At 70.2% G+C, this 18,519-nt stretch carries 21 protein-coding genes; all 21 read left to right on the top strand.

Translation table 11 applies throughout. From position 1 onward, the window contains the following. Positions 1-533: 533 nt before the first annotated feature. The 21 genes from D9V36_RS00810 (at position 534) to D9V36_RS00705 (ending at position 18,253) form a co-directional block, all read left to right on the top strand. Positions 534-893 carry a DUF6354 family protein gene (locus tag D9V36_RS00810; protein WP_129291966.1) on the top strand — a complete coding sequence of 120 codons (360 nt, stop codon included), beginning with the start codon at positions 534-536 and terminating at the stop codon, positions 891-893. 360 nt (positions 894-1,253) lie between these two features. Continuing rightward, positions 1,254-1,832: a hypothetical protein gene (locus D9V36_RS00805; RefSeq protein WP_129291965.1), complete on the top strand. Its 579-nt coding sequence runs from the start codon at positions 1,254-1,256 to the stop codon at positions 1,830-1,832. Positions 1,833-2,513: 681 nt separating this feature from the next. Next, positions 2,514-3,437, top strand: a complete 924-nt coding sequence (locus D9V36_RS00800; protein ID WP_129291964.1) for a hypothetical protein — start codon at positions 2,514-2,516, stop codon at positions 3,435-3,437. Positions 3,438-3,656: 219 nt separating this feature from the next. Then, positions 3,657-4,190: a hypothetical protein gene (locus tag D9V36_RS00795; protein WP_129291963.1), complete on the top strand. Its 534-nt coding sequence runs from the start codon at positions 3,657-3,659 to the stop codon at positions 4,188-4,190. Between the two features lie 395 nt (positions 4,191-4,585). Then, a complete protein-coding gene (locus tag D9V36_RS00790; protein ID WP_129291962.1) occupies positions 4,586-5,101 on the top strand; it encodes a hypothetical protein in 516 nt (171 codons plus the stop codon). Between the two features lie 202 nt (positions 5,102-5,303). Further along, positions 5,304-5,543 (top strand): hypothetical protein, encoded by a 240-nt coding sequence (locus D9V36_RS00785; protein WP_129291961.1) that lies wholly within the window; start codon positions 5,304-5,306, stop codon positions 5,541-5,543. Positions 5,544-5,926: 383 nt separating this feature from the next. Beyond that, positions 5,927-6,310: a hypothetical protein gene (locus D9V36_RS00780; RefSeq protein ID WP_129291960.1), complete on the top strand. Its 384-nt coding sequence runs from the start codon at positions 5,927-5,929 to the stop codon at positions 6,308-6,310. A 393-nt stretch (positions 6,311-6,703) separates the two neighbouring features. Further along, positions 6,704-7,075, top strand: coding sequence for a hypothetical protein (locus D9V36_RS00775; RefSeq protein WP_129291959.1), 372 nt, complete (start codon positions 6,704-6,706; stop codon positions 7,073-7,075). 417 nt (positions 7,076-7,492) lie between these two features. Then, a complete protein-coding gene (locus D9V36_RS00770; protein ID WP_129291958.1) occupies positions 7,493-7,735 on the top strand; it encodes a hypothetical protein in 243 nt (80 codons plus the stop codon). A 221-nt stretch (positions 7,736-7,956) separates the two neighbouring features. After that, the gene (locus D9V36_RS00765) at positions 7,957-8,394 is read left to right on the top strand and encodes a hypothetical protein (RefSeq protein WP_129291957.1); all 438 of its coding nucleotides are present in this window, start codon (positions 7,957-7,959) and stop codon (positions 8,392-8,394) included. 431 nt (positions 8,395-8,825) lie between these two features. Further along, the gene (locus D9V36_RS00760) at positions 8,826-9,401 is read left to right on the top strand and encodes a hypothetical protein (protein WP_129291956.1); all 576 of its coding nucleotides are present in this window, start codon (positions 8,826-8,828) and stop codon (positions 9,399-9,401) included. Between the two features lie 439 nt (positions 9,402-9,840). Next, a complete protein-coding gene (locus D9V36_RS00755) occupies positions 9,841-10,164 on the top strand; it encodes a hypothetical protein (protein WP_206739572.1) in 324 nt (107 codons plus the stop codon). Between the two features lie 429 nt (positions 10,165-10,593). Continuing rightward, positions 10,594-11,352: a hypothetical protein gene (locus D9V36_RS00750; protein ID WP_129291955.1), complete on the top strand. Its 759-nt coding sequence runs from the start codon at positions 10,594-10,596 to the stop codon at positions 11,350-11,352. Between the two features lie 166 nt (positions 11,353-11,518). Further along, positions 11,519-11,866, top strand: coding sequence for a hypothetical protein (locus tag D9V36_RS00745; RefSeq protein WP_129291954.1), 348 nt, complete (start codon positions 11,519-11,521; stop codon positions 11,864-11,866). Positions 11,867-12,555: 689 nt separating this feature from the next. After that, complete coding sequence (locus D9V36_RS40545) at positions 12,556-12,984, top strand: hypothetical protein (RefSeq protein WP_164992798.1); 429 nt, start codon at positions 12,556-12,558, stop codon at positions 12,982-12,984. Between the two features lie 337 nt (positions 12,985-13,321). After that, positions 13,322-14,296 (top strand): hypothetical protein, encoded by a 975-nt coding sequence (locus D9V36_RS00730; protein ID WP_129291952.1) that lies wholly within the window; start codon positions 13,322-13,324, stop codon positions 14,294-14,296. Positions 14,297-14,334: 38 nt separating this feature from the next. Beyond that, complete coding sequence (locus D9V36_RS00725) at positions 14,335-14,715, top strand: hypothetical protein (RefSeq protein WP_129291951.1); 381 nt, start codon at positions 14,335-14,337, stop codon at positions 14,713-14,715. Next, positions 14,712-14,930, top strand: coding sequence for a hypothetical protein (locus tag D9V36_RS00720; protein WP_129291950.1), 219 nt, complete (start codon positions 14,712-14,714; stop codon positions 14,928-14,930). Before D9V36_RS00725 ends, D9V36_RS00720 begins: the two co-directional genes overlap by 4 nt. A 516-nt stretch (positions 14,931-15,446) precedes the next feature. Next, complete coding sequence (locus D9V36_RS00715) at positions 15,447-16,298, top strand: hypothetical protein (protein WP_129291949.1); 852 nt, start codon at positions 15,447-15,449, stop codon at positions 16,296-16,298. A 239-nt stretch (positions 16,299-16,537) separates the two neighbouring features. Beyond that, positions 16,538-17,293: a mucin-2 gene (locus tag D9V36_RS00710; protein ID WP_129291948.1), complete on the top strand. Its 756-nt coding sequence runs from the start codon at positions 16,538-16,540 to the stop codon at positions 17,291-17,293. 291 nt (positions 17,294-17,584) lie between these two features. Continuing rightward, the gene (locus D9V36_RS00705) at positions 17,585-18,253 is read left to right on the top strand and encodes a hypothetical protein (RefSeq protein ID WP_129291947.1); all 669 of its coding nucleotides are present in this window, start codon (positions 17,585-17,587) and stop codon (positions 18,251-18,253) included. Positions 18,254-18,519: the final 266 nt, after the last annotated feature.

Raw genomic sequence — 18,519 nt, 5'->3', positions numbered from 1 at the left:
CTCGACGCCGACATACCGCCAGCCGCTGGTTCGACCCAGCTCTCTGCACTCCTGCCTCTGTTCGTTGCCTTTGTGCCCCTCTGTGGCTCCCTGGCCCGGCTCTGGTGTCTGTGTGGTTCCGGAGCCCGTTCGTCCCCGCCCGGCCGCCGTTCAGGCGCAGCTTCGCGCCCCCTGTCTGCCCCAGTGCTAAAGTCTGCCGCCGCCGTACCCGGCCGTTGCGCCGGGGCCGCGGCCTGGCGTGGCGAGCCGCGCCCCGCTGCCGTAGCCGCCCGCTGCATGTGCATCTGCTCCTATCTGGATGGACTTGCGGCTCTTGCCAGCCGTGCGGCCATGCTTGGGGCCGAATACGTGAGGCGTGGATGGATTAAATCCAGGGCTCCAGTCATCAACAGCGTATGTGAGGCTCGTACTCGGGCCGTTCACCTCTGTGGAAGGCACCTACTGTGTGCGTCAAGGCCGAGAGAGCCCCGGCCCCGCCGGCACAGGCCACCACGGAGAATGCGCGGGTACCCACGAAAGTCAAGGGAGACGCCATGAACAGAACCGTCAGAATCGGGCAGCTCTATCGCGATCTCGCACGCGATATGCGCGAACGAGACCGGCGATTGCGCGTCATGAGCATCGGGGACGATGGCCGCGCTGACTGCTTCGTCGAACACGATCTGGACGGGACGACCGGGAAGACCGTCAAGATTCAGGTGCGTGCGCTCGCCTATCCCGGGAAGTTCGAGTTGTTGGAGGAGGCCAGCAACTCCCCCACAGATCCGCGTTTCGGCGTACTCGTGGCGGCGATCACTGCAGTACACCGTCCGGCGGCCACACCACTGGACTACGCCCGTGCTGCTTGGGACGCCATGGACCTGGGGGACACCGCGGACCGCGACGCGCCCTGACGCTCCTCCTGGAGGCCACAGGCCCGGCGGCCCGCAACTCCAGCGCAAGAGGGCGTCCGCCCTCCACCTTCGGCCCCGGTTCCGCATTCGCGGTGCCGGGGCTTCCTCATGCCCAGGCATGAGGAAGCCCACCTATGAGACCTGGCCGGCCGGCGGTCTCGGGGCAGGATTGCGCGACTTTGACCCACCCGAGGCAGTGTTGGTGCTGCCACCCTGGTTGCGCTCTTCCTCGCCGGCTGGCGGCGCGAGACGCCGATGTCGGCCCGACGCCATTCGGGACAACCAGCTGCACAGCTGACCTTCACGACAACCGGGCACCCCCATCTCCGCCACATTCCACTCAGTACGCAAGGAGTAGCCGTGCACGACAGACCACTGCTATTGATCGACGTTGACGGACCGCTGAACCCATACGCCGCAAATCCGTCCCGGAGGCCCGAGGGCTATGTGACTCACCGGATGCGCCCCACCGGCTGGGAGCACCCCCGGCAGAAGCCGCTACGGGTCTGGCTCAACCCGGCGCACGGCGCCCAGCTTCTGGCCCTGCCGTTCGATCTTGTCTGGGCCACGACATGGGCGCATGAGGCCAACGAGTGGATCGGCCCACGCCTCGGGCTGCCCGACCTTCCGGTGATCGCTTGGCCGGGCGACCAGAAGACGGAGTCGAGCCCGTACTGGAAGTCGGAACCCAAAGTCTTCTGGAAGACCCGGACCATCGTGGAGTACGTGACAGGACACCCCTTCGCATGGATCGACGACGAATTCAGCGACCTTGACCGTGACTACGTTGCCCTTCATCACGAGGGCCCAGCCCTGCTGCACCACGTGAACCCCCGGCTTGGCCTGCTGGCAGACGACTTCGAGGCGCTGGCCGCGTGGGCGAACTCGCTGACCACCAAGGGCGGCGAGCGCAAGATCAACACTCGGGAGGAAATCTGAGCATGGCATTCCTGCCGACCAACCGCCATAGCCGGAAGCAACTAGTCAGCCCGTAGCTGACCTGCGCGCCACGACAGAGCTCCGTGACTTCGCTCGTTCCGACCGAGATACAGAGGTGCGTTACCTCATCGACCGTGAGGAGACCAACGGCGAGACGATCGCTCTGCGCGTCGACTCCGCGCTGCGTATCGGGTCCCGGACCGGTCTGATCCTTCAACACCATAGTCCCGCTCTCGATGGCCCGCTCCGACCCTCCCACCCTCCGGAGCGGGCCATCGGCGTGTTCGGCTTCCGTCCACACCGCCACCGCCACTCGGCCGCTGCGCGGACCCGCCGCCCGGGGTCGGGGGGCTGGGGGTTGCAGGTCTTATTCCGTCCCGTTCCAGGGTCTTGGTCTGCAACCACCGCCTTCCGGCCCCGCGTTGGGGCTGCCGATCCCCTGATGGAGCCCCGCCATGTCCCTGTCCCAGTCCCTGCCCGTGTCCCGTCCCGCATCGCGTAAAGCCAAGGACTACGCCGACTTCGCTGACTGTGCGGAGCGGCTTCGCGCCCAGCTCGCGGACTTCTGGGGCAAGCCCGTACGCGGCCGGCCCCGGGCCGCCGACCTGATGACGTCCATGTACTTCACCGCGACGGGCCGCGAGCTCATCGAGGACTCACGCGATCGCATTGTGCTTCAGCATGTGCATGAACTTTGCCGCCGCCTACCGGACCGGCGAGGTGTGGGTCGTGCCCCACAGCATGGCCGACCGTATCGCCCACCATCCGTTGGCGAACCAGGCCAGCATGATCGTGGGGAGCCTGGAGGAGGCCGCCCCGGCCCGTGACGGGCTGGTCTACTTCCCCACCCCGATCTACATCGATGACTTGCATCCCGTCCACGGCCTTGCCTGGCACATGGAAGGCACCGGCAGTGACCTTGCATTCTCCGTCGAGACGATCACCGACACCCAGTTGCTTCCCACCCGGCTGCCGCCGTCGGTGGCCGCGTCCACGAAGTTGCCTCTCGCTCCGTACTGCCCCAACGGCGTCTCCACCCTGATCGGCGGGGTCCTGGCCGGCTACGGCAACCCAGACTCGTTCGGGGCGCCCGACCCGGGCACCGCCCTCGGGCTGGTACTGGCGTTCTGGGAGTTGCGCGCTCCGACCGCACGTGATGCCGACGTGCCCGACGAGTCGGGCACGGTCGAAGACACTCTGACGGTCTTCCAGCACGCCGGGCCGGGCCACGGCACAAGGAAGTCCGCCCACGGGCGCAAGGGCAAGCGCGCCAAGCAGTCCCCGCGCAAGCGGCGTATCCGCGTCATCCGCGAGCCTGCCCACATCCCCACCCTGGCCCCCCGGGCCCGGCTGACGGACGCCGCCGACAGCGCCCTGGCCGCTGAGCACATCCCCGAGCCGAACTGGCGGGACGAAACGCTCCGCTGGGAGGTGTCGATGAAGCACCAGAACCGCTGCCCGAACCCGCACCAGCACCGCGCCATCATCGAGGCGGGCGGCGAGTGTAAGCCGGTCCTGGTCCCCGTCAAGCGGCACTTCAACGGGCCCAAGGGCCGCGACGTCGACCCCCGCCGTACGGTGCGCATCGTCCCCGAGCGCCCCTGACCCGCCCCGGAGTCGGCGGGCCGCCCGTCCCGGCCCCGGTACCGCGTTCGCGGAGCCGGGGCTGCCCCATGCCCGCCCCTCGCCACGAGGCCATCCGGTGGGGAAGGAATTCTCCGCTTCTCCCACCGGAGGGCTTGTGCTGGTTGCCCGGGGCGGAGCCAGTGTCCAGTCCACGCCGGTGCCGCCGCGGGCACCCGCCACCTGTCGAACGGAGCAGACATGCAGACCCCCTCCACACCGCCGCCCGCTTCCGGGACCCGCACACAGCTCGTCCTGCACTCTGACTGGCACGCCTCCGGCCATCCGGAGACCTTCCGGTTCGAGGCCACGGCCCTGGGCCCGGACATGACCATCGCCGGGCTCCATCACCGGTACGAGCTGTGCGGTTGCACGGCCAGCGTCTACCCCGCCAACAGCATCATCGACGGTCCCGTGCCTGACACCCGCACGGCGTTCACCCCGCAAGGCCCCTGGACCGTGGCCGGGCAGTTCGACCTCTACGAGCACCCCAACCCCGACTATGAGCAGTGGGGCGAGGATGAGGAGTACGCGACCCTCGCCGACGCGGAGACCGCCGCCCGCGACCTCCACCTACGGGTGTGTTCGCACTACCAGCGCGCTGCCGGGACCTGCGCAACGTGCAAGGACCCTGCGGCCGACCACGCCACAGACGATCCCCGCTGGTGCAAGCACTTCTACTTTGGCACCGACCAGAACGCGTCGATGCGTGGCCCGGCCTACGGACGGCCCTGACCCGCCATGGCCGTATGTGCCTCCTTCCATCTGACCGTGACCGTCACGGCCCTCGCCATGCTCCGCCGCGAGCGTGGCCAGCGCTCTGCCGCTCACCGCGCCCCGGACCCCGCCAACAAGTCCCTTGCCTGGTCTTGCCCCCCCATAGCACCGGTTTGCCCGCCCAACAGGGGGGCCACCGGCCGACCGGCACACCCGTGTACACCACAGCCGGCCCCACGCCGGCAGGGATGCCGTCCGCCCCGCCCCTTGCGGAGGCGAGGCTGCGGCATGCCCACCGGTCGCCTTGCACGTCTTGCCCGCATCAGCTCACGGTACGGACCACCGGCCCAGCGCGCACGCCACGTCCGGGCCGCAAACCCCGCCCACGGCCACTCCCAGAAGGAAATGACGTCATGCCCAGCATCCCACCCATGCCGCCCGCAACGTACCCCGATGGAACACCCCTGAGCGTCCAGCTCTTCACCATCGCGGAGACCGGACTCGGCCCGTACGTCGGACTGCCCGTCACCCGGCTGTGGCAGGACGACAGCCCGCAACTTTTCACCCAAGCGACCGCCCAGCAGATCGCCGCCGATGTCGCCCGCGACGACCTCTGCATGAGCTACAAGTTCGCCGCTGACGGCACCCTGACGCTCCAGTGGACCGAGACCTACGACACGTTGGGCCACGTCGTCATCGTGGCCCCAGACGTGCACGGCCGGTATCTCATCGGCGGAATGTGGCCGTGGGCCGTGTGGGGGGAAGACGACGCGCTGCACACTGACCGACAGGCCGCGTACGCTCTCGGCGCCGCCGAGTACCGACAGAGCGACACCGCGTCACTCCCCGATGGACTGCGCGAGACCGAGATGTACGACCAGGGCCGTGAGGAAGCGCATCGCGTAACGCTGCGCCGCGAAGAGCCTTGACACCTCTCGGTACGAAGGGCGCGCCGACCACCGGCCCGTTTGCTGACCGCCCGTCCTGCACCCCAGAGCGGCCAGCAGCAAGTCCGCGCCCCTTCGCTGCACAGGCATACCGGTGCCGCCGGTGCCGGGCACCTTGACCGGCAACTCACCGCTGCCTGACACTCAGCCCACTCACCAACCGACGCATTTCCTGGAGGACTTCATGATCACATCACACGACCAGTCCACGGTAGAAGACGGAAAGCCACCGCAGTACGCGGACACCGAAGCGCAGCTCAGCAGCGAAGGCGGCAACGTATACAGCGTCATCAGCTGCGTCCAACGAGCGCTGCGCAGGGCCGGGCACCGGGAGGCCGCCACGGAGTTCAGCGCGGCCGCGCGTAGCGCGCAGTCGTACGACGAGGTGCTCCAGCTCGCGATGCGCACCGTGGTCGTAACCTGACCCCGTACGAAGCCGCGAAGCGGTTGCTCGCCGCCTGACCGCCCGCCAAGCACCAATCCGCTGCTACCGCGCCCCGACCCCGGCCCGCCGCCCGCGTGTGCCGGGGTCGCTGCGTTCCCGCCCCGGGCCGGCCCTCTGGTCTGACATCGCCACAGCGCGCCCTCGCCCCGCGGCCGAGCGGACGTTGGGCACGGCAGCAGCGGCCCTGCGCCCCACCTGGACACGGCCCGGCCTGTTCTCGGGCGGCTCAGACCCGCACGTCCCTGCTCCGCAGCGCAGTCCCGCACTGGTGGGGGCCGGTTGGGTAGCTAGCCCGGGGGCGAGCCACGCTCACCCACTCCGGTCGTCCTCTGGCCCCTCCGGTTCCCATACAGGAGGCCAGCATGCACGTCACCGCCATCGGCTACGTCCGCACCCGCCCTCACATCCTCGACAGCCTGCGTGAGGAAGCCGCTCACACACGCACCCACCGGCAGTTCATGGAAACCGCGATCGCTGCGTTCGAGCAGGACGGCCCGGACACCGAGCCACTCCTGGACGCCTGCCCGCAGCACACAGCCCGGCAGATCTTCGACGAAGTCGCCGAGGCGTACGACCGCGCAGATCGCGCCCAACGCGACGCCGCCGGCACCACGACCGTGGTCCGCGACGTCACCCTGCCCCACACCAGCCACCGTCGCGACCAGGCCCGCCGGGCAGAGCACGAGCACCATATCCGCTACGCCCGGGGCCTGAACCGGCTCCGCACCCGACTCACGATCGGCTGACCCGCCACCCGGCCTCTCTCACGCCCCCGAACTCCCGCCCGCACGGCAGTCCGGGACCGTGTCATGCCCGGATCGGCGGACCGCGGGCTCCGTGTGGATCGACACCGCGGGCACGGCCACACAACGCTGCAGAGACACCCGGCCACGGCAGCGGGAAAGGGCCGGGGCTTGCGCGGCTTGGCCCCACCCAAAGCAGTGTCAGTACTGCCGGAAGGACCTAGGCACGGGCACGAGTTCTGGCGCCGTGCAGCCCCAGACCCAACGGACCACTTCATGCACGGCGGCCACAGCACAGTCAGACAGCTCCCGCCGCCTGGTACTCCTACCGACCTACCTGGCCCATGGCACCAACCACACCCGGTCCTCAGACCCAACGATTCATAGGGACACCTCATGGATGACTCTCCCACGCCTGGCGCGGCCGGCCCACTGCTCGCTGCCCTGGCCAGCCTCGGCCACGTCGCCACCGTCGAAGACCTGGGCGGCGCCGCCCTCGTCGTCCTGGTGCGCCTGCCCGCCGGTCACCAGATCGTCATCGCCCGTACGGATGCGGACGGCTTCGACACACCCGTCACGGGGCCCGTTGCCGACCACGGCCGGTGGACTGGTCAACTCACCGACGCCGGGGGATGTCCGTACGACCTCTTCCTGGGCGAGAGCGAGGACGAGTCGCCCATCCCGCCCACGTTCGACGCGGACACCGCCGGAATCGCCGCTGAAACCGCCGACTGGGCCCGCTTCGCCGCCGACCACCTGACCACCTGACCGACCAGCACCCGCACACACCAGGCCCCGCCCGGACGACGAACCGGTCGGGGCCGCAGCACCCTCAAGCCACCACCCACACGACCACCCCTCGCGGCCCCAGGCAGCCCACCCGCCGGACGAAAGCCACGTCCACGGCCCCACCCAGGCCCATCCCCGCCCTCACAGCGCCGGTCACACCCGCGCTTGCAGGCCTAACCCCAACATGACGAACAGTCAGTCCTGCTCAATCCATACCTACGCGGGCCCCTTCAGCTGCTGGAGACGCACTCGCTTCGGACATCCCGCCCCACCCCGGACAGCGTGGGACGCCTCCCTCCTTCACCAGCCGCCGTGCCGTGTCATGCACAGCCCCACGCCTCGCATTTCCCCACTCACACCGTCAGCCTGCCCCGCAGTCCTAGCGACAGGACACCGATGACCCTCGCCGAACTCCGCGCCCGACTCGCCAAGCTCAACCACCTGCCCGGCCACGCCGAGGTGCTCCTTGCAGACGCCGAAGGAAACGAGTACTCGCCCCTCCACGACATCGACTGCGCCATGTACCACCCCGAATCCCCAACGAGCGGCCAGCTCTACCCCACCCCGCAGCAACAGCCCGCCGACTGCCCACACACGCCTGCCAACGCGGTGCCCGCCCTCATCCTCTGGCCCGTGTAATGACCCGGAAGGTCCCGCGTCTGCTCTTCTGACTCTCTGATGGGGCCGCCATCCCGAGCCCCGCACCGCTGCTCTGGCCAGCGTGCGGGGCTCTGCGTTCGGACTCCACACGGACTTGCGCTGCTAACCCCGACGGCCACCACAGTTCAGCTCGCCACCGGGAGCGGTAACCGCACCGCTCCGGCCCGCCATCCCCCATTCCCGCTCCTTTGGAGAGCACCATGAGGCATGTTTCCGGTCCCTTCCCGATCACCGCTGAGATCACCGCGCCGTCCTTCCGCCGGGCGACGGAAGCCGAGCGCGGCCTGACCATGCTCGCCCACTACGTGCACTTCCACGATGATGACAAGTTCGGGGAGGAAGCAGGGTGGCAGCGCTTCAACACCGAAGCCGTCCATCACTACGCGGCACAACTGGTAGCGGACGTGCTGCATTACATCTACGCCACGGCGGACGGCAGCTCAGTACGCCGCGCCCTGGCTGAGCTGATCGAACTCATCGACACCGACGACGAATACCTGGAAGGCGAGGGGATCGGCTCAGCGCTGCAGGACGCCGTGCCGGGCAAGCGCCTGGCCCAGATTGCCGCCGACCAATCCGCACAGGCCCAGCTCATGAAGCGGCTTGCCACCCACCTCGGCGTACAGCCACACAGCTGACCCCGCACGCTCGCACGTTCCGTGCGCCGACTACCCCGGCGCGCGGGCCGGGCTCGCCCTCCACGAGGCACTCACCAACTCCGGAACCTGGCAATGCGGCGCGCTCGACCCTGCCCGGTTCTGCATCCGTGCCCTGGTCGCTCGCGTACTGCTGCACTCTCTGTAGCCCGCTGGCCTCCGTCTGTCAGTCCGGCCCCAGCTGCCTTCTACGGCGGCCGGGGCCGCGCCATGTCTAGCCTCCCTCAAGCGCCCCGCTTCCTCGCCACAGCGGGCCAGCCACATGCGACGGGGGAGCGGGTGGCCAACCAATCGATGTTCATGACTCGATGCCCGATGACCGGTGCTCGATATGCGGTGGTTGCGGGGCTTAATACCCAGGGTTTGACGGTGTGGGTGCGAGGCGCGATCGGCGTGCCTGCAAGGAGGAACCCATGAGACTTGCCATGCCCGCGTCGGTCCCCACTCCGTCCGAAGAAGATGACCGATACACCGCCGGCACCCGCACCGCAGCCGTCGCCGCATTTCTGGCCCGAGCCCGCGCCGCCCGAGCAGCTACGGAACTCCCCAAGCTGGTGGATGGCGACTGCGTCACCTGCCCAAACGGATATCTGTGGGTGCGTCACCAGGGCAGCTGGAAGACGCCGGACTACCCCGACGCCCTGAGCCTGCCTGAGGACGCCATCCGCCACTGGTGGGCTCAGCGTGACCAGCCGGACAGCAACGTGGCGGTGGTGCACCGCCTCAGCGCAGGCGAAGCAGACCGAATCGCAGCCCGTCACTACGCCAGCTCCCTCCACGCCCCAAGCGTCACCCACGGCCAAGTCGAAATCCGCGAACTGGTCACCGGAGCCTGGCTCCGAGCCCTGGCCACTCGCGCCGAGCTATACCGCACCGTCAGCGTCCACCTTGAGATGCCCAGCGGCATCGTCACACTCCACTCTGACGGCCGGTGGGGCACCGGAGATATCTTCTACCTTCCCTTCACCCACCCGACCCCGCCCGTCTAGCGACACCGCGCCTGGCCACGCCTGCACCCGGCGCGGCCGTGGCCAGGCGGGTATGCCGACCACGACGACCACGGCACCTCACCTCCTGGCCCCTGTCACCCGCGTGGTGAGAGGGGCCGCCCCACCGCCCCACGTCCTCTTGGACCGCCTCGTGCGGGCACAGGAGTTGACGCTGTCACCGTCCCGGTTGCCCCGCCTCGGCGCGCCCGCTCCTCGCCCCGGTTCTTCGCGGTGTGGAAATCCCCGCCCGGTCGTCCTGGCCTTCCTCCCGTTCCACCATGCCCGCACCGGCCAGCAACCACCCGCTCCAGGTGCGCCTGCGCTGGGTCCGCTGGGGGTTGCAGGACTAGTCGGCCGCCACCGCATCGTGTGCTCACCGGATCGGGCTCTCCGCTTCCGGTATTCCCGAACCCGCCCTAAGCACGAAGGAGTTCACATCATGAACTGGGCCGAGCTGCTGAACGCCCTGCTGGTCGCGGGCATGGTCCTGCCCCTGCTGCTCAGGTTCCTCGGCTTGCTCTCCATGACCAAAGCCATGGCGATCCAGATCGCGGCGCTCACCGTGGCGACGGTGTGGGCATTCTTGCAGGGTAAGGCCAACGACACCGTCCTGTTCGCCTCCGTGAACATGGTCCTGCTGCTGATTCTGCGCAGTGACCGCGACCGCGACCGCGACCACCCCGACGACAAGGGCCGCGCTCATGACGAGAGCCGTCCTCGCGAGACGGACCGTGCCTACGACATCACCACCTTGAAGCCCTGACCCCTGCATGGCCCCGGCCCGTCCCACAGCCGCGGGGCGGGCCGACCGCTTGCCCGTCCCCGCACGCACTCCGCGCGCGGGGACACCCACGTACCTCCACCCGCCCACGCTGCGTTCCCAAAGGGCCCACGTCTGCGGCCCGCCGGCAATGTTGTGATCCGACGACCCTGCCAGCTCGCTGTATGAGGGCCACCCCACCTGGCGAATTCGAGAGGTAGGCCGTCGTCTTCGCCCGCCGCCCCGAAGCTCCATGCCCTCCGAAGTCGCTGACCAGAGGTTGCGGGGCTTGCCCGGACCAGGGGGAGTGTCGGTGTTGCCGGAAGGACGTTCCTGCCCCTCCACCTGCGGTCGAGCTGCCGAGGGCGGGCCGCACAGAACCTTCTCCCGCATGCCACCTGAAGTGACACCCCGAGCAAGGAAGACGATGCTATGACCGAGACCGCCCGCACCTACACCGCCGACGGAATCGCCGCCGGAACGAGCACCTACCCGCACCCAAAGCCGGTCCTGGACACACGTGCGCTGGCTGAAGCGATCCGGATGCAGCTTTGCACCTGGGTGACCGCCGAGTTCGGGATCATCGTTCCCACCCCCGAGATGGTCGCCGCCGCGCCCGCCGCCAGCATTGCCCAGTTCCTCGGCGAGATCGCCGAACACGTCCACATCTGGGGCGTGGAGACGGACGGCGACGCCGAACCGTGGGGCATCGCACATCTGTTCAACGCCCACGCCGACGGCCTGTACGCCGCCCACGGGCGCGGTGACGCCCACCTGCTGGGTGCCCTGTACTCGCTCATCGTCGCCCGCGCCCACCTGAGGGACGGCTATGAGGGCCGGTTCGAGCTGGACCCGTTCGCCGACGACCTGCGCTCCCTCAACGAGACGGCACTGATCGAAACCGTCCGCGTACAGCTCGCCACGTGGGTGCCGGCCACGTTCGGGACGATCGTTCAGCTCCCCGAACGGTGGGAGATGCGCCATGCCGCCGAACTGTCCGACGTCCTCGGCGTCGTGATCGGAGCGGCGGAAGCGAAGTACGGCGACATGGACGACGACAGCATCCAGGGCGGCATGGCACACCTGGCCAATGCCCGCGCCCACGGCCTGAAGGCCGGATACGGACACGGCGACGCCCACCTGGCCGCCTCCCTCGGCGCGCTGGTCCTAGCCGCCGCTGTCCTCGCCTGACAGTCCCCCCGCACCACCTGCGACCCCGCTCCCGCACATGCCCTGACCACAACCCGCTGCGAAGAACGCTCCGACCCGACCGAGGCGCCCACCGCCGACCTGTCTTGGCTGTCTCCGCCGCTCCCGCACGCTGGGGCGGGCAGGGGCGGGTTGCGGCGGTTGGCGCATGCCCGGTCATGGTCGGCACACCGGCCCCTTCGAGAAGCGGAGCATCATCATGGCCACCACCCCGCACACCACCACCGGCACTGACAGTGCTGATCGGCTGTGGCAGAACCTGGCCGACGCCCTGAACGCCCTCATCAACGCCCGACTGTTCCCCGCCTTCCACGACCTGTACGGGGGCCGGAACGACTGGCAGCACCAGCCCTACGCCTCTACTGCTGTTCGTGGTGACGCCCCTTGGGCGATCTACGACCTGTCCACCCGGCAGTTCACCGTCTCCAGCCGCGAGCGAGCCCTCGACGGTGAACACGCCCGCCTCGGCGGTCAGCCCAGCGGCAAGCCCTGCTGACTCCCACGTACCCCCTCACTCACGCCGTGGCCTTGATCTGGCCATGTTCAGCGCACCGGCCCCGCGGAGCTGTGACCACCCGCCCCCGGGGGCCGCAACCCGCCGACCGCTACCACACCCCCGGTTCTGTAACCCAGCACGCACCATGCCCTACCAGCCCGCTGCGCCGGCCCGCCCCGTACCCGGTCACCCGTCCGCGGGCCGGGACCGGGCCCGCCATCCCAGGCCCAACGGTTCAACCACGACCCGCCGACCCGCACGGGCTTGCCGCCGCCGAACGCTCCCGGCGAGCCAGCCACGCTGCCGCCCTGCGCCGCGTACAGCACGAGGTCGACGAGCGGGAGGCGGAAAGAGAACGTCCCGAAGCCCGCTGCGCACGCGAGATGAAGACCCGCGCCTTCTGGCTCCGCCGCCACCGTGAACACCTCGGCATGGCGCGCGGCTCGCGCCGCGCGGGCGAGCACGGAGCCCAGCTCCCTGGCCGACCTCGCCCCCGGCCGTCGCCCTGAACGAGCCGTCGACGCCTAGCAAGCCGGTACCCCAGTCCCTAGCCCGGAGCACCCAATCGCCCGCTGCCGCTCCTGGCGCGGCGGGCGCCGGCCCGCGCCCGCAAGCAGCGGACAGTGCTGCGTGGCTAGACCTGGTGCTGGGCATTGTCGGCGCACCCACCCGACGAGAGGAACTCAAGCATGCCGAACTCCGAGCTCGCAGCACGTATCCGCAGCGCGATCCTCACCCACCCCCGGCACTACGACCCCACCGCCTGGCTCGGCGGAATCACCCTGCTCCGCCCCGACACCCCACCTCACGAAGCCGACCCCCTGTGCCGAACGACCCTGTGCGTCGCCAGCTACGCCGTCCACTTCACCGGCCACACCCTCGAAGTCGTCGACGACCCATCGGACTCCCACGGCAGCCGTGCCACCCATACCCTCGCCTACAAGCCCGGCAGCGAGCCCCTGCCCGTCTGGGTGGTCGCGCAGCGGGAACTGCGCCTGACCGGCAACGACGCCGGACGGCTCTTCGCCTCCGGTACCAGGGCATTCACTGTGCTCGCCGCGCTCGCCCAACTCGCCAGCGGCATGCCCCATGTCGACTGGGACGCAATCCCGAAGTAGCCGCCCGCCGCCAGGCCGCCGCCCCGGCCCTGCCCGCACCGCCCGGCCCCACTCCGTCACCGCCGGGCCCGGCGGTGCGTCCGGCTCGGCTCCCGTCCACGCCGCGCCGCGCGGTGCCGAGGGGCGGCGCCCGGCCCCAGCCCGCCTTGCCCAGGGGGCGCGCTCTGCCACGCCCGGGGTTGTGCCGCTTACCGCACCGCGCCGCACTGTGAGTTCAGTCGCGCACCGCCTTGAAACCTCGTATGCGATGAACGACCGTCCCGCCGCCCCTTGCCGCACAACCGAAGGTCCGGCAGGCGCACCCCTCCCAGCCGGACCAAGGAAAGGACCACATTCCATGAAGACCACCCGCCCGAGCAACGACGAGCATGGCAACACGGCCACGCAACAGACCGCCAGGCGCAGTTCCCGCCTGGTGGAGGCCACCCGGCCCGGCAAGCCTGCCACGCCCGGATCTCAAGGAGCCACCATGCATGTCGTCGTCCACGGCAGCGCTGCCCGCTATGTCCTCGCCGCGGAGCAGGCCGCCCCCGCCCCTGCCCCTGCTGACATCGATGTCATTTTTGCGGACGGCAGCAAGGAGGAGGCCGCGCGGGTGGCCTCCTCGTGGGCTGACAGCCATGGTCTGGGTCACCTGCCCTTGGACCTCAAGCACACCTACGCCGGCCGCTCCTCCCGCTCCGGCGGGCAGCAGGCGATCCGCGTGCCCGTGCCCTGGAGCAAGAGCAACGGGCACGTCATCGTGCTCAGCGCAGCCGAGGTCGCGGTGGAGTGGGAAGAGGTGCAGCACCTGTCCTCCCTCGTCCGCTCGGAGCTTCCGGATCGGCAGCTCCGAGCGGAGGCGGCGCGTGGTTACTTCCGCCTCACCGTGGTCACGGCCCCGGGCGAGGTGGGTGAATGGGACGATTACATCGAGGGGCTGACGGCTCTTCGGAACTCGGCCGCGAAGCATCCCCGTGCCTGGTCGGTGATCCGGGAGTCCGCCCCGTGGGGGCGGGAGGTCGACCAGCTGATGGCTCACGGGTGCACTCCGGACCCGCAGTGGGCGGGCAGGCTCCAGGGGGGCTCTCCCGCCGCCGCCGGCGGAGCTGTCGTTATCGCCCTGACGAAGCGGGGTATGGAGCAGCCCTACGGCGACTGGCCGCAGCCCGGGCAAACCCGACCCCGGCCCCGGGGGCTGGCGTTGACCCGCAACGCCCAGCACCGACGCGAGATCGCCCATCAAGACGCCACGGAGTCCGCGACGCTGCCGACACTCGCCCAAGCCCTCGGCCTGGGCGGCGAGGGCCCCACCACGACCCCAACGCCGTAGAAACCAACCAGCTCGCACCGCGAACCGACAGAGAATGGATGCTCGTGGAAATCACGACGCTCAAGAATCACACCCCCCACCCGCTGAACATCTACACCCCGGACACGCCGGATGTGCTCAGCGACCCCGGACAGGGACTGCTGCGCACCATCGCAGTGTCCGGGCCAGCCGCCCGGCTCACCATGGATGAGCAAGGCAACCCCAGTGCCGTGGACGGCATCCCGACGCAGGATGTCCTCTACGGACAAGACACTTCCCTTCCTCCCGAGGAGCCGGGCGTCGGGATCATCGTCAGCCTCGTCTCGGGGCTTGCCTCGGCCAGGGAGCGAGGAGACATCTTCGTCCCCTACCGGGAGGTCCGCAACAGCGCCGGCACCGTCATCGGCTGCCGGGCCCTCGCCCGCCCCCGAACCCAGTGAGTAACGACAACGTGCTCACCGCACCCCGCATCCCGCATCCGACCGGCGGCACCGGGACGCGGTCTGCCGACCACCTCCGCACAGCCCACGTCACCCTCGCCGAAACCCGGAAGCACAACGACCCCGCGGACCGCGCCGCAATCGCCGATATGGCCGGGGCATACGTCGCTGCTGCACTCCTCCACGCCCGGGAAACAGATCTAACTGCCCTCTGACCCGGACCGATCACCACCGCCAGCCCGCGCCCCGGCACCCGGCCGGGCCGTCACAACCCCGCCGACAAGATCACACAGCCAGAGCTCACCTGGCCACCACAGCCCGTCCCGCTTGCAGCGGGGCGGGCTCTGCCATGCCCGGCCCCGGCAACACCCCGTACCTGCGAGGCCGGGCTACTGCCCGCCAGCCCCGCACCTGTAGCCGCAACAGCCTACGCAGCCTACCGGCGCGGGCGGGGGCGCGAGCCGCCCTGCCTCGCGCGGCGCCCGCCCGCCCCGTCGCCACCGTGCCCGGCCCCAAGGACCCCATGCCCGCTGGCCCCCATCCCCCCCCGCCCCAGCCGCGCGCCCGCTAGGCCGTGGGGGTTGTGCTGCTAGCCCCCAACCCGCGAAAGTCAGCGCAGCCGGGCACGCCACGCATGAGCCTTCTTCTCGTGTGCTGTGAACGACCGGCCTGCCGGGCCACCCCTCCCCCTGGGGCCCGGCCCTGCCCACCGCACCGGCAAAGGAGCCACCATGCCCTTGTTCAGCGACGCAACCCCCGCAGACATCACCTACCCCCACTACATCGCCGCCACCGCCACCGGCCACCGCACCGTCACCGCCCACGACGTCCTCCAGACCCTCAACAACCCCCAATACGCCCGCATGCGAACCGCCCCCTTCCGCCTCACTGCCCTCCCCACCGGCCAATCCGGCGCCCCTTACACGGTGTTCACCCCCACCCCCGTCGTCGCCGCCTACCCCTACGTGATCCGCGACATCCACGGCAGGGGACTGGGCGAGCGCTACCGCACCCTCCCCGAAGCACTCCTCGCCGTGATCAGCAAGTTCCTCCCCAGCCCTACCGCCACCCGCATCCACCCTGCCGACACCCACAACCGCCTCTACGTCGACCTCGACGCCTTCCCCGACGCCCCCCTGCCCTGGCACCGCTCCGTCCACCACATCGAACGGGAAACCACCCTCACCCCCACGCCCCCCTTCACCCCCCACCCCCTCTACACACCCGGCCCCGACCTGCGCCTCACCGACGCCGACCGCGCCAACGCCCCCGCCTACCGCGTCCAGCCCGCCGACACCCTGGACGCCACCCTCCCCACCCACCACCGCATCATCCCCGGCGCCAACCTGCGCTCCCACCTCCGCTACACCATCAAGCACACCGGCCAGGCCGCCATGGAAAGCCCGGACATGTCCGACGGCACCATCGTCTACCGCCACAGCGCCCACCACCACACCAGCACCAGCGGCCTCGTCATCGCCTACCCGCCCTGCGCAACCTGCGGATTCGGCCCCGGCCACCCTCCCTTCCCCAACCCCACCTGGACCCAGCAGTGCCTGAACTGCCAGTGCACCGACGACTGACCAACACCGCCGGCACGCCGCGCCCCACCGGCCTCGCCGTTGCCCAGACCCTCCCACAGCCAGCCGATCCCCAGCCGCGCCCCGCTGTCGGGGTTGAGCTGGTAGCCGCCCCAACCGTGACAGTCAGACCAGCCGGAACGCCTCGCGCAGCCCCTCTCGTGCGTCGAGGCGACCGACCGGCGGAGCCCCGCCCCGGGGCGGCCCCCACTCACCATCAGCCCGCTGAACGGAGCAGACTCATGCGCACCTACGCCACCGCCCAGCACACCGGAACCGACCCCGGCCAGTGCGACGCCACCGCCGTCCGCACCTCCCCGGATGGAACCCGCGCGTACGTCCTCCTGGACGGCTTGGGCCGACGTGAGGAGACCCACCTGTGGGCCCTCGGCGCCGCCCGGCAGATCGCCCGCACCGCCGCCCGCCGGCGCAACGCCGAGGCCGGACTGCGGCACGTCTACAACCTGTGCCGGGACGACGCCATCCACTACGGCGTCGGCCACAAGGCGGCCGCCGTGGTCGCCGTCAAGACCCCCGGAAAGCCCTTGACGGTGGCCTGGTGCGGCGACTCCCGGGCATACCTGATGGAGCGCGGGAACGCGGTGCGCCTGACCGACGACCACAACAAGCGCCGCGTCTACCCGCCCACCGCTACCTATCCGCACGGCGGCAACCGCAACCACATCACCTCGTGCCTCGGCTCAGACCGCAACGACGAGGACGTACGCAACCGGCACCGCCACCCCGCAATCGAGACCACCACGCGAGAGATCACCGGCCCCTGCCGCCTGCTGCTCGCCTCGGACGGCACGTACGAACCGATCGAGGACGCCCGGCACTGCCTGTTCACCGAATGCGACGGCGACGACCTGATTCCCACCGTCCGGAACCTGGTGAACCTGGCTGTCGACACCGCCGTCAAGACCAGCCGCGCCCTGGACCCGAACCAGGTCTACGCGGACAACGCGACCGCCCTCTTGGCCGACCTGGCCTCCTGACGCCCCGCCGATCACACCACCCCCAACGCCCCGGCCCCGAACCTCCGGCATCCCGCCCCGGGTTCGGGGCCGCCGCACGCCTACCCGGCTGATGGGTCTTGCGGGGCTTGGCCCTGCCTGGGGCACTGTCGGTGGGGCTGGAAGGCGCTCCCGCACCATCCCCTCGCCGTGCGGTTGAGCCCCCGCCCGCTGGGCCGCCCCCCGGGGGGCGGCCCAGCGGGCGGGGGCTCAACCGCCCCGAGGCTTCGGGCCGCCGCACCGCCACCACCACATCCCAGGCAGGAGACCCTTGTGACCGACCAGCAACTCGACCACGACGCCAACACCGCGATGCCGCGCCCCGAGGACATCGTCGTACTCGTCGATGGAGTCCGCCGCCTCCGCACCGAACTGGCCGCGCCTGCCACTCTTGACTTGCTGCGCGCCGAATACATTGCAGCGCTCGACGAGGCGCACCACACCCACCCATGCCCGGTGACCGGCCGTCCGTACTGGACCGGGTGCGTGCACCCCGACGGCCGGGTCGGCTCTTGCCACTCGGAGCGGCGCGCGGACGCTGTGCTTGCCGTCCGCGACACGGAACTGGAGCAACTCCGCGCACAGCGCCGCTACCTCATCGGCCAGATCGCGAAGAGGGACACCCACGGCGGGGACAGCGACCGTGCGCTCCGTGAGTTCCTCGGAGCCGACGACACTCCGGACCTTGCGGCAGCCGACAACCCGACCCGATTGCGTTGGGGCCTGGACGATGTGCTGTGGGGCGACGACAGCACCGTCACCGTCCTGCTGTCTGGCCCTCAGGGCGAGCCGTACTGGCTGGAGCTGGACCTGGAGTGTGCCGCTGCACTGCGGCAGAACCTTGTCGGCCCCGGGCAGGACGAGACAACCGCCGGACTGTCCGCGGCCCTTGCCGGAACGCAGCAGGTCATCGACGACGAACACCGCGACACCCGGCAGTAGAACCGCGCACACGGCGACGCCCCGGCCCTCCCGGCCGGGGCGTCGCCGTGTCCCGGCCCCGAATCCCTGGCCCCGCCCCGGGTTCGGGGCCCCCGTCCTTCCGTACGGCAGCCGGGCCTTGCGGGGCTTATCCCTGCGCGGGGGAGTGTCGGCGAACCGGAAGAGCGCCCCTCACACCACCGTGCGGCCGCCGCCCGGCCTCCGCCTTCCCTCAGGGGAGAGGCGAGACCACCTGCAGGGACACCCCGAACGAGGAAGACGACACG

The organism is Streptomyces lydicus (genome assembly GCF_004125265.1).
GTDB classification, from domain to species: domain Bacteria; phylum Actinomycetota; class Actinomycetes; order Streptomycetales; family Streptomycetaceae; genus Streptomyces; species Streptomyces lydicus_C.
Note: the sequence above shows the minus strand (reverse complement) of the source record. Positions and strands in the feature narration are given on the sequence as shown.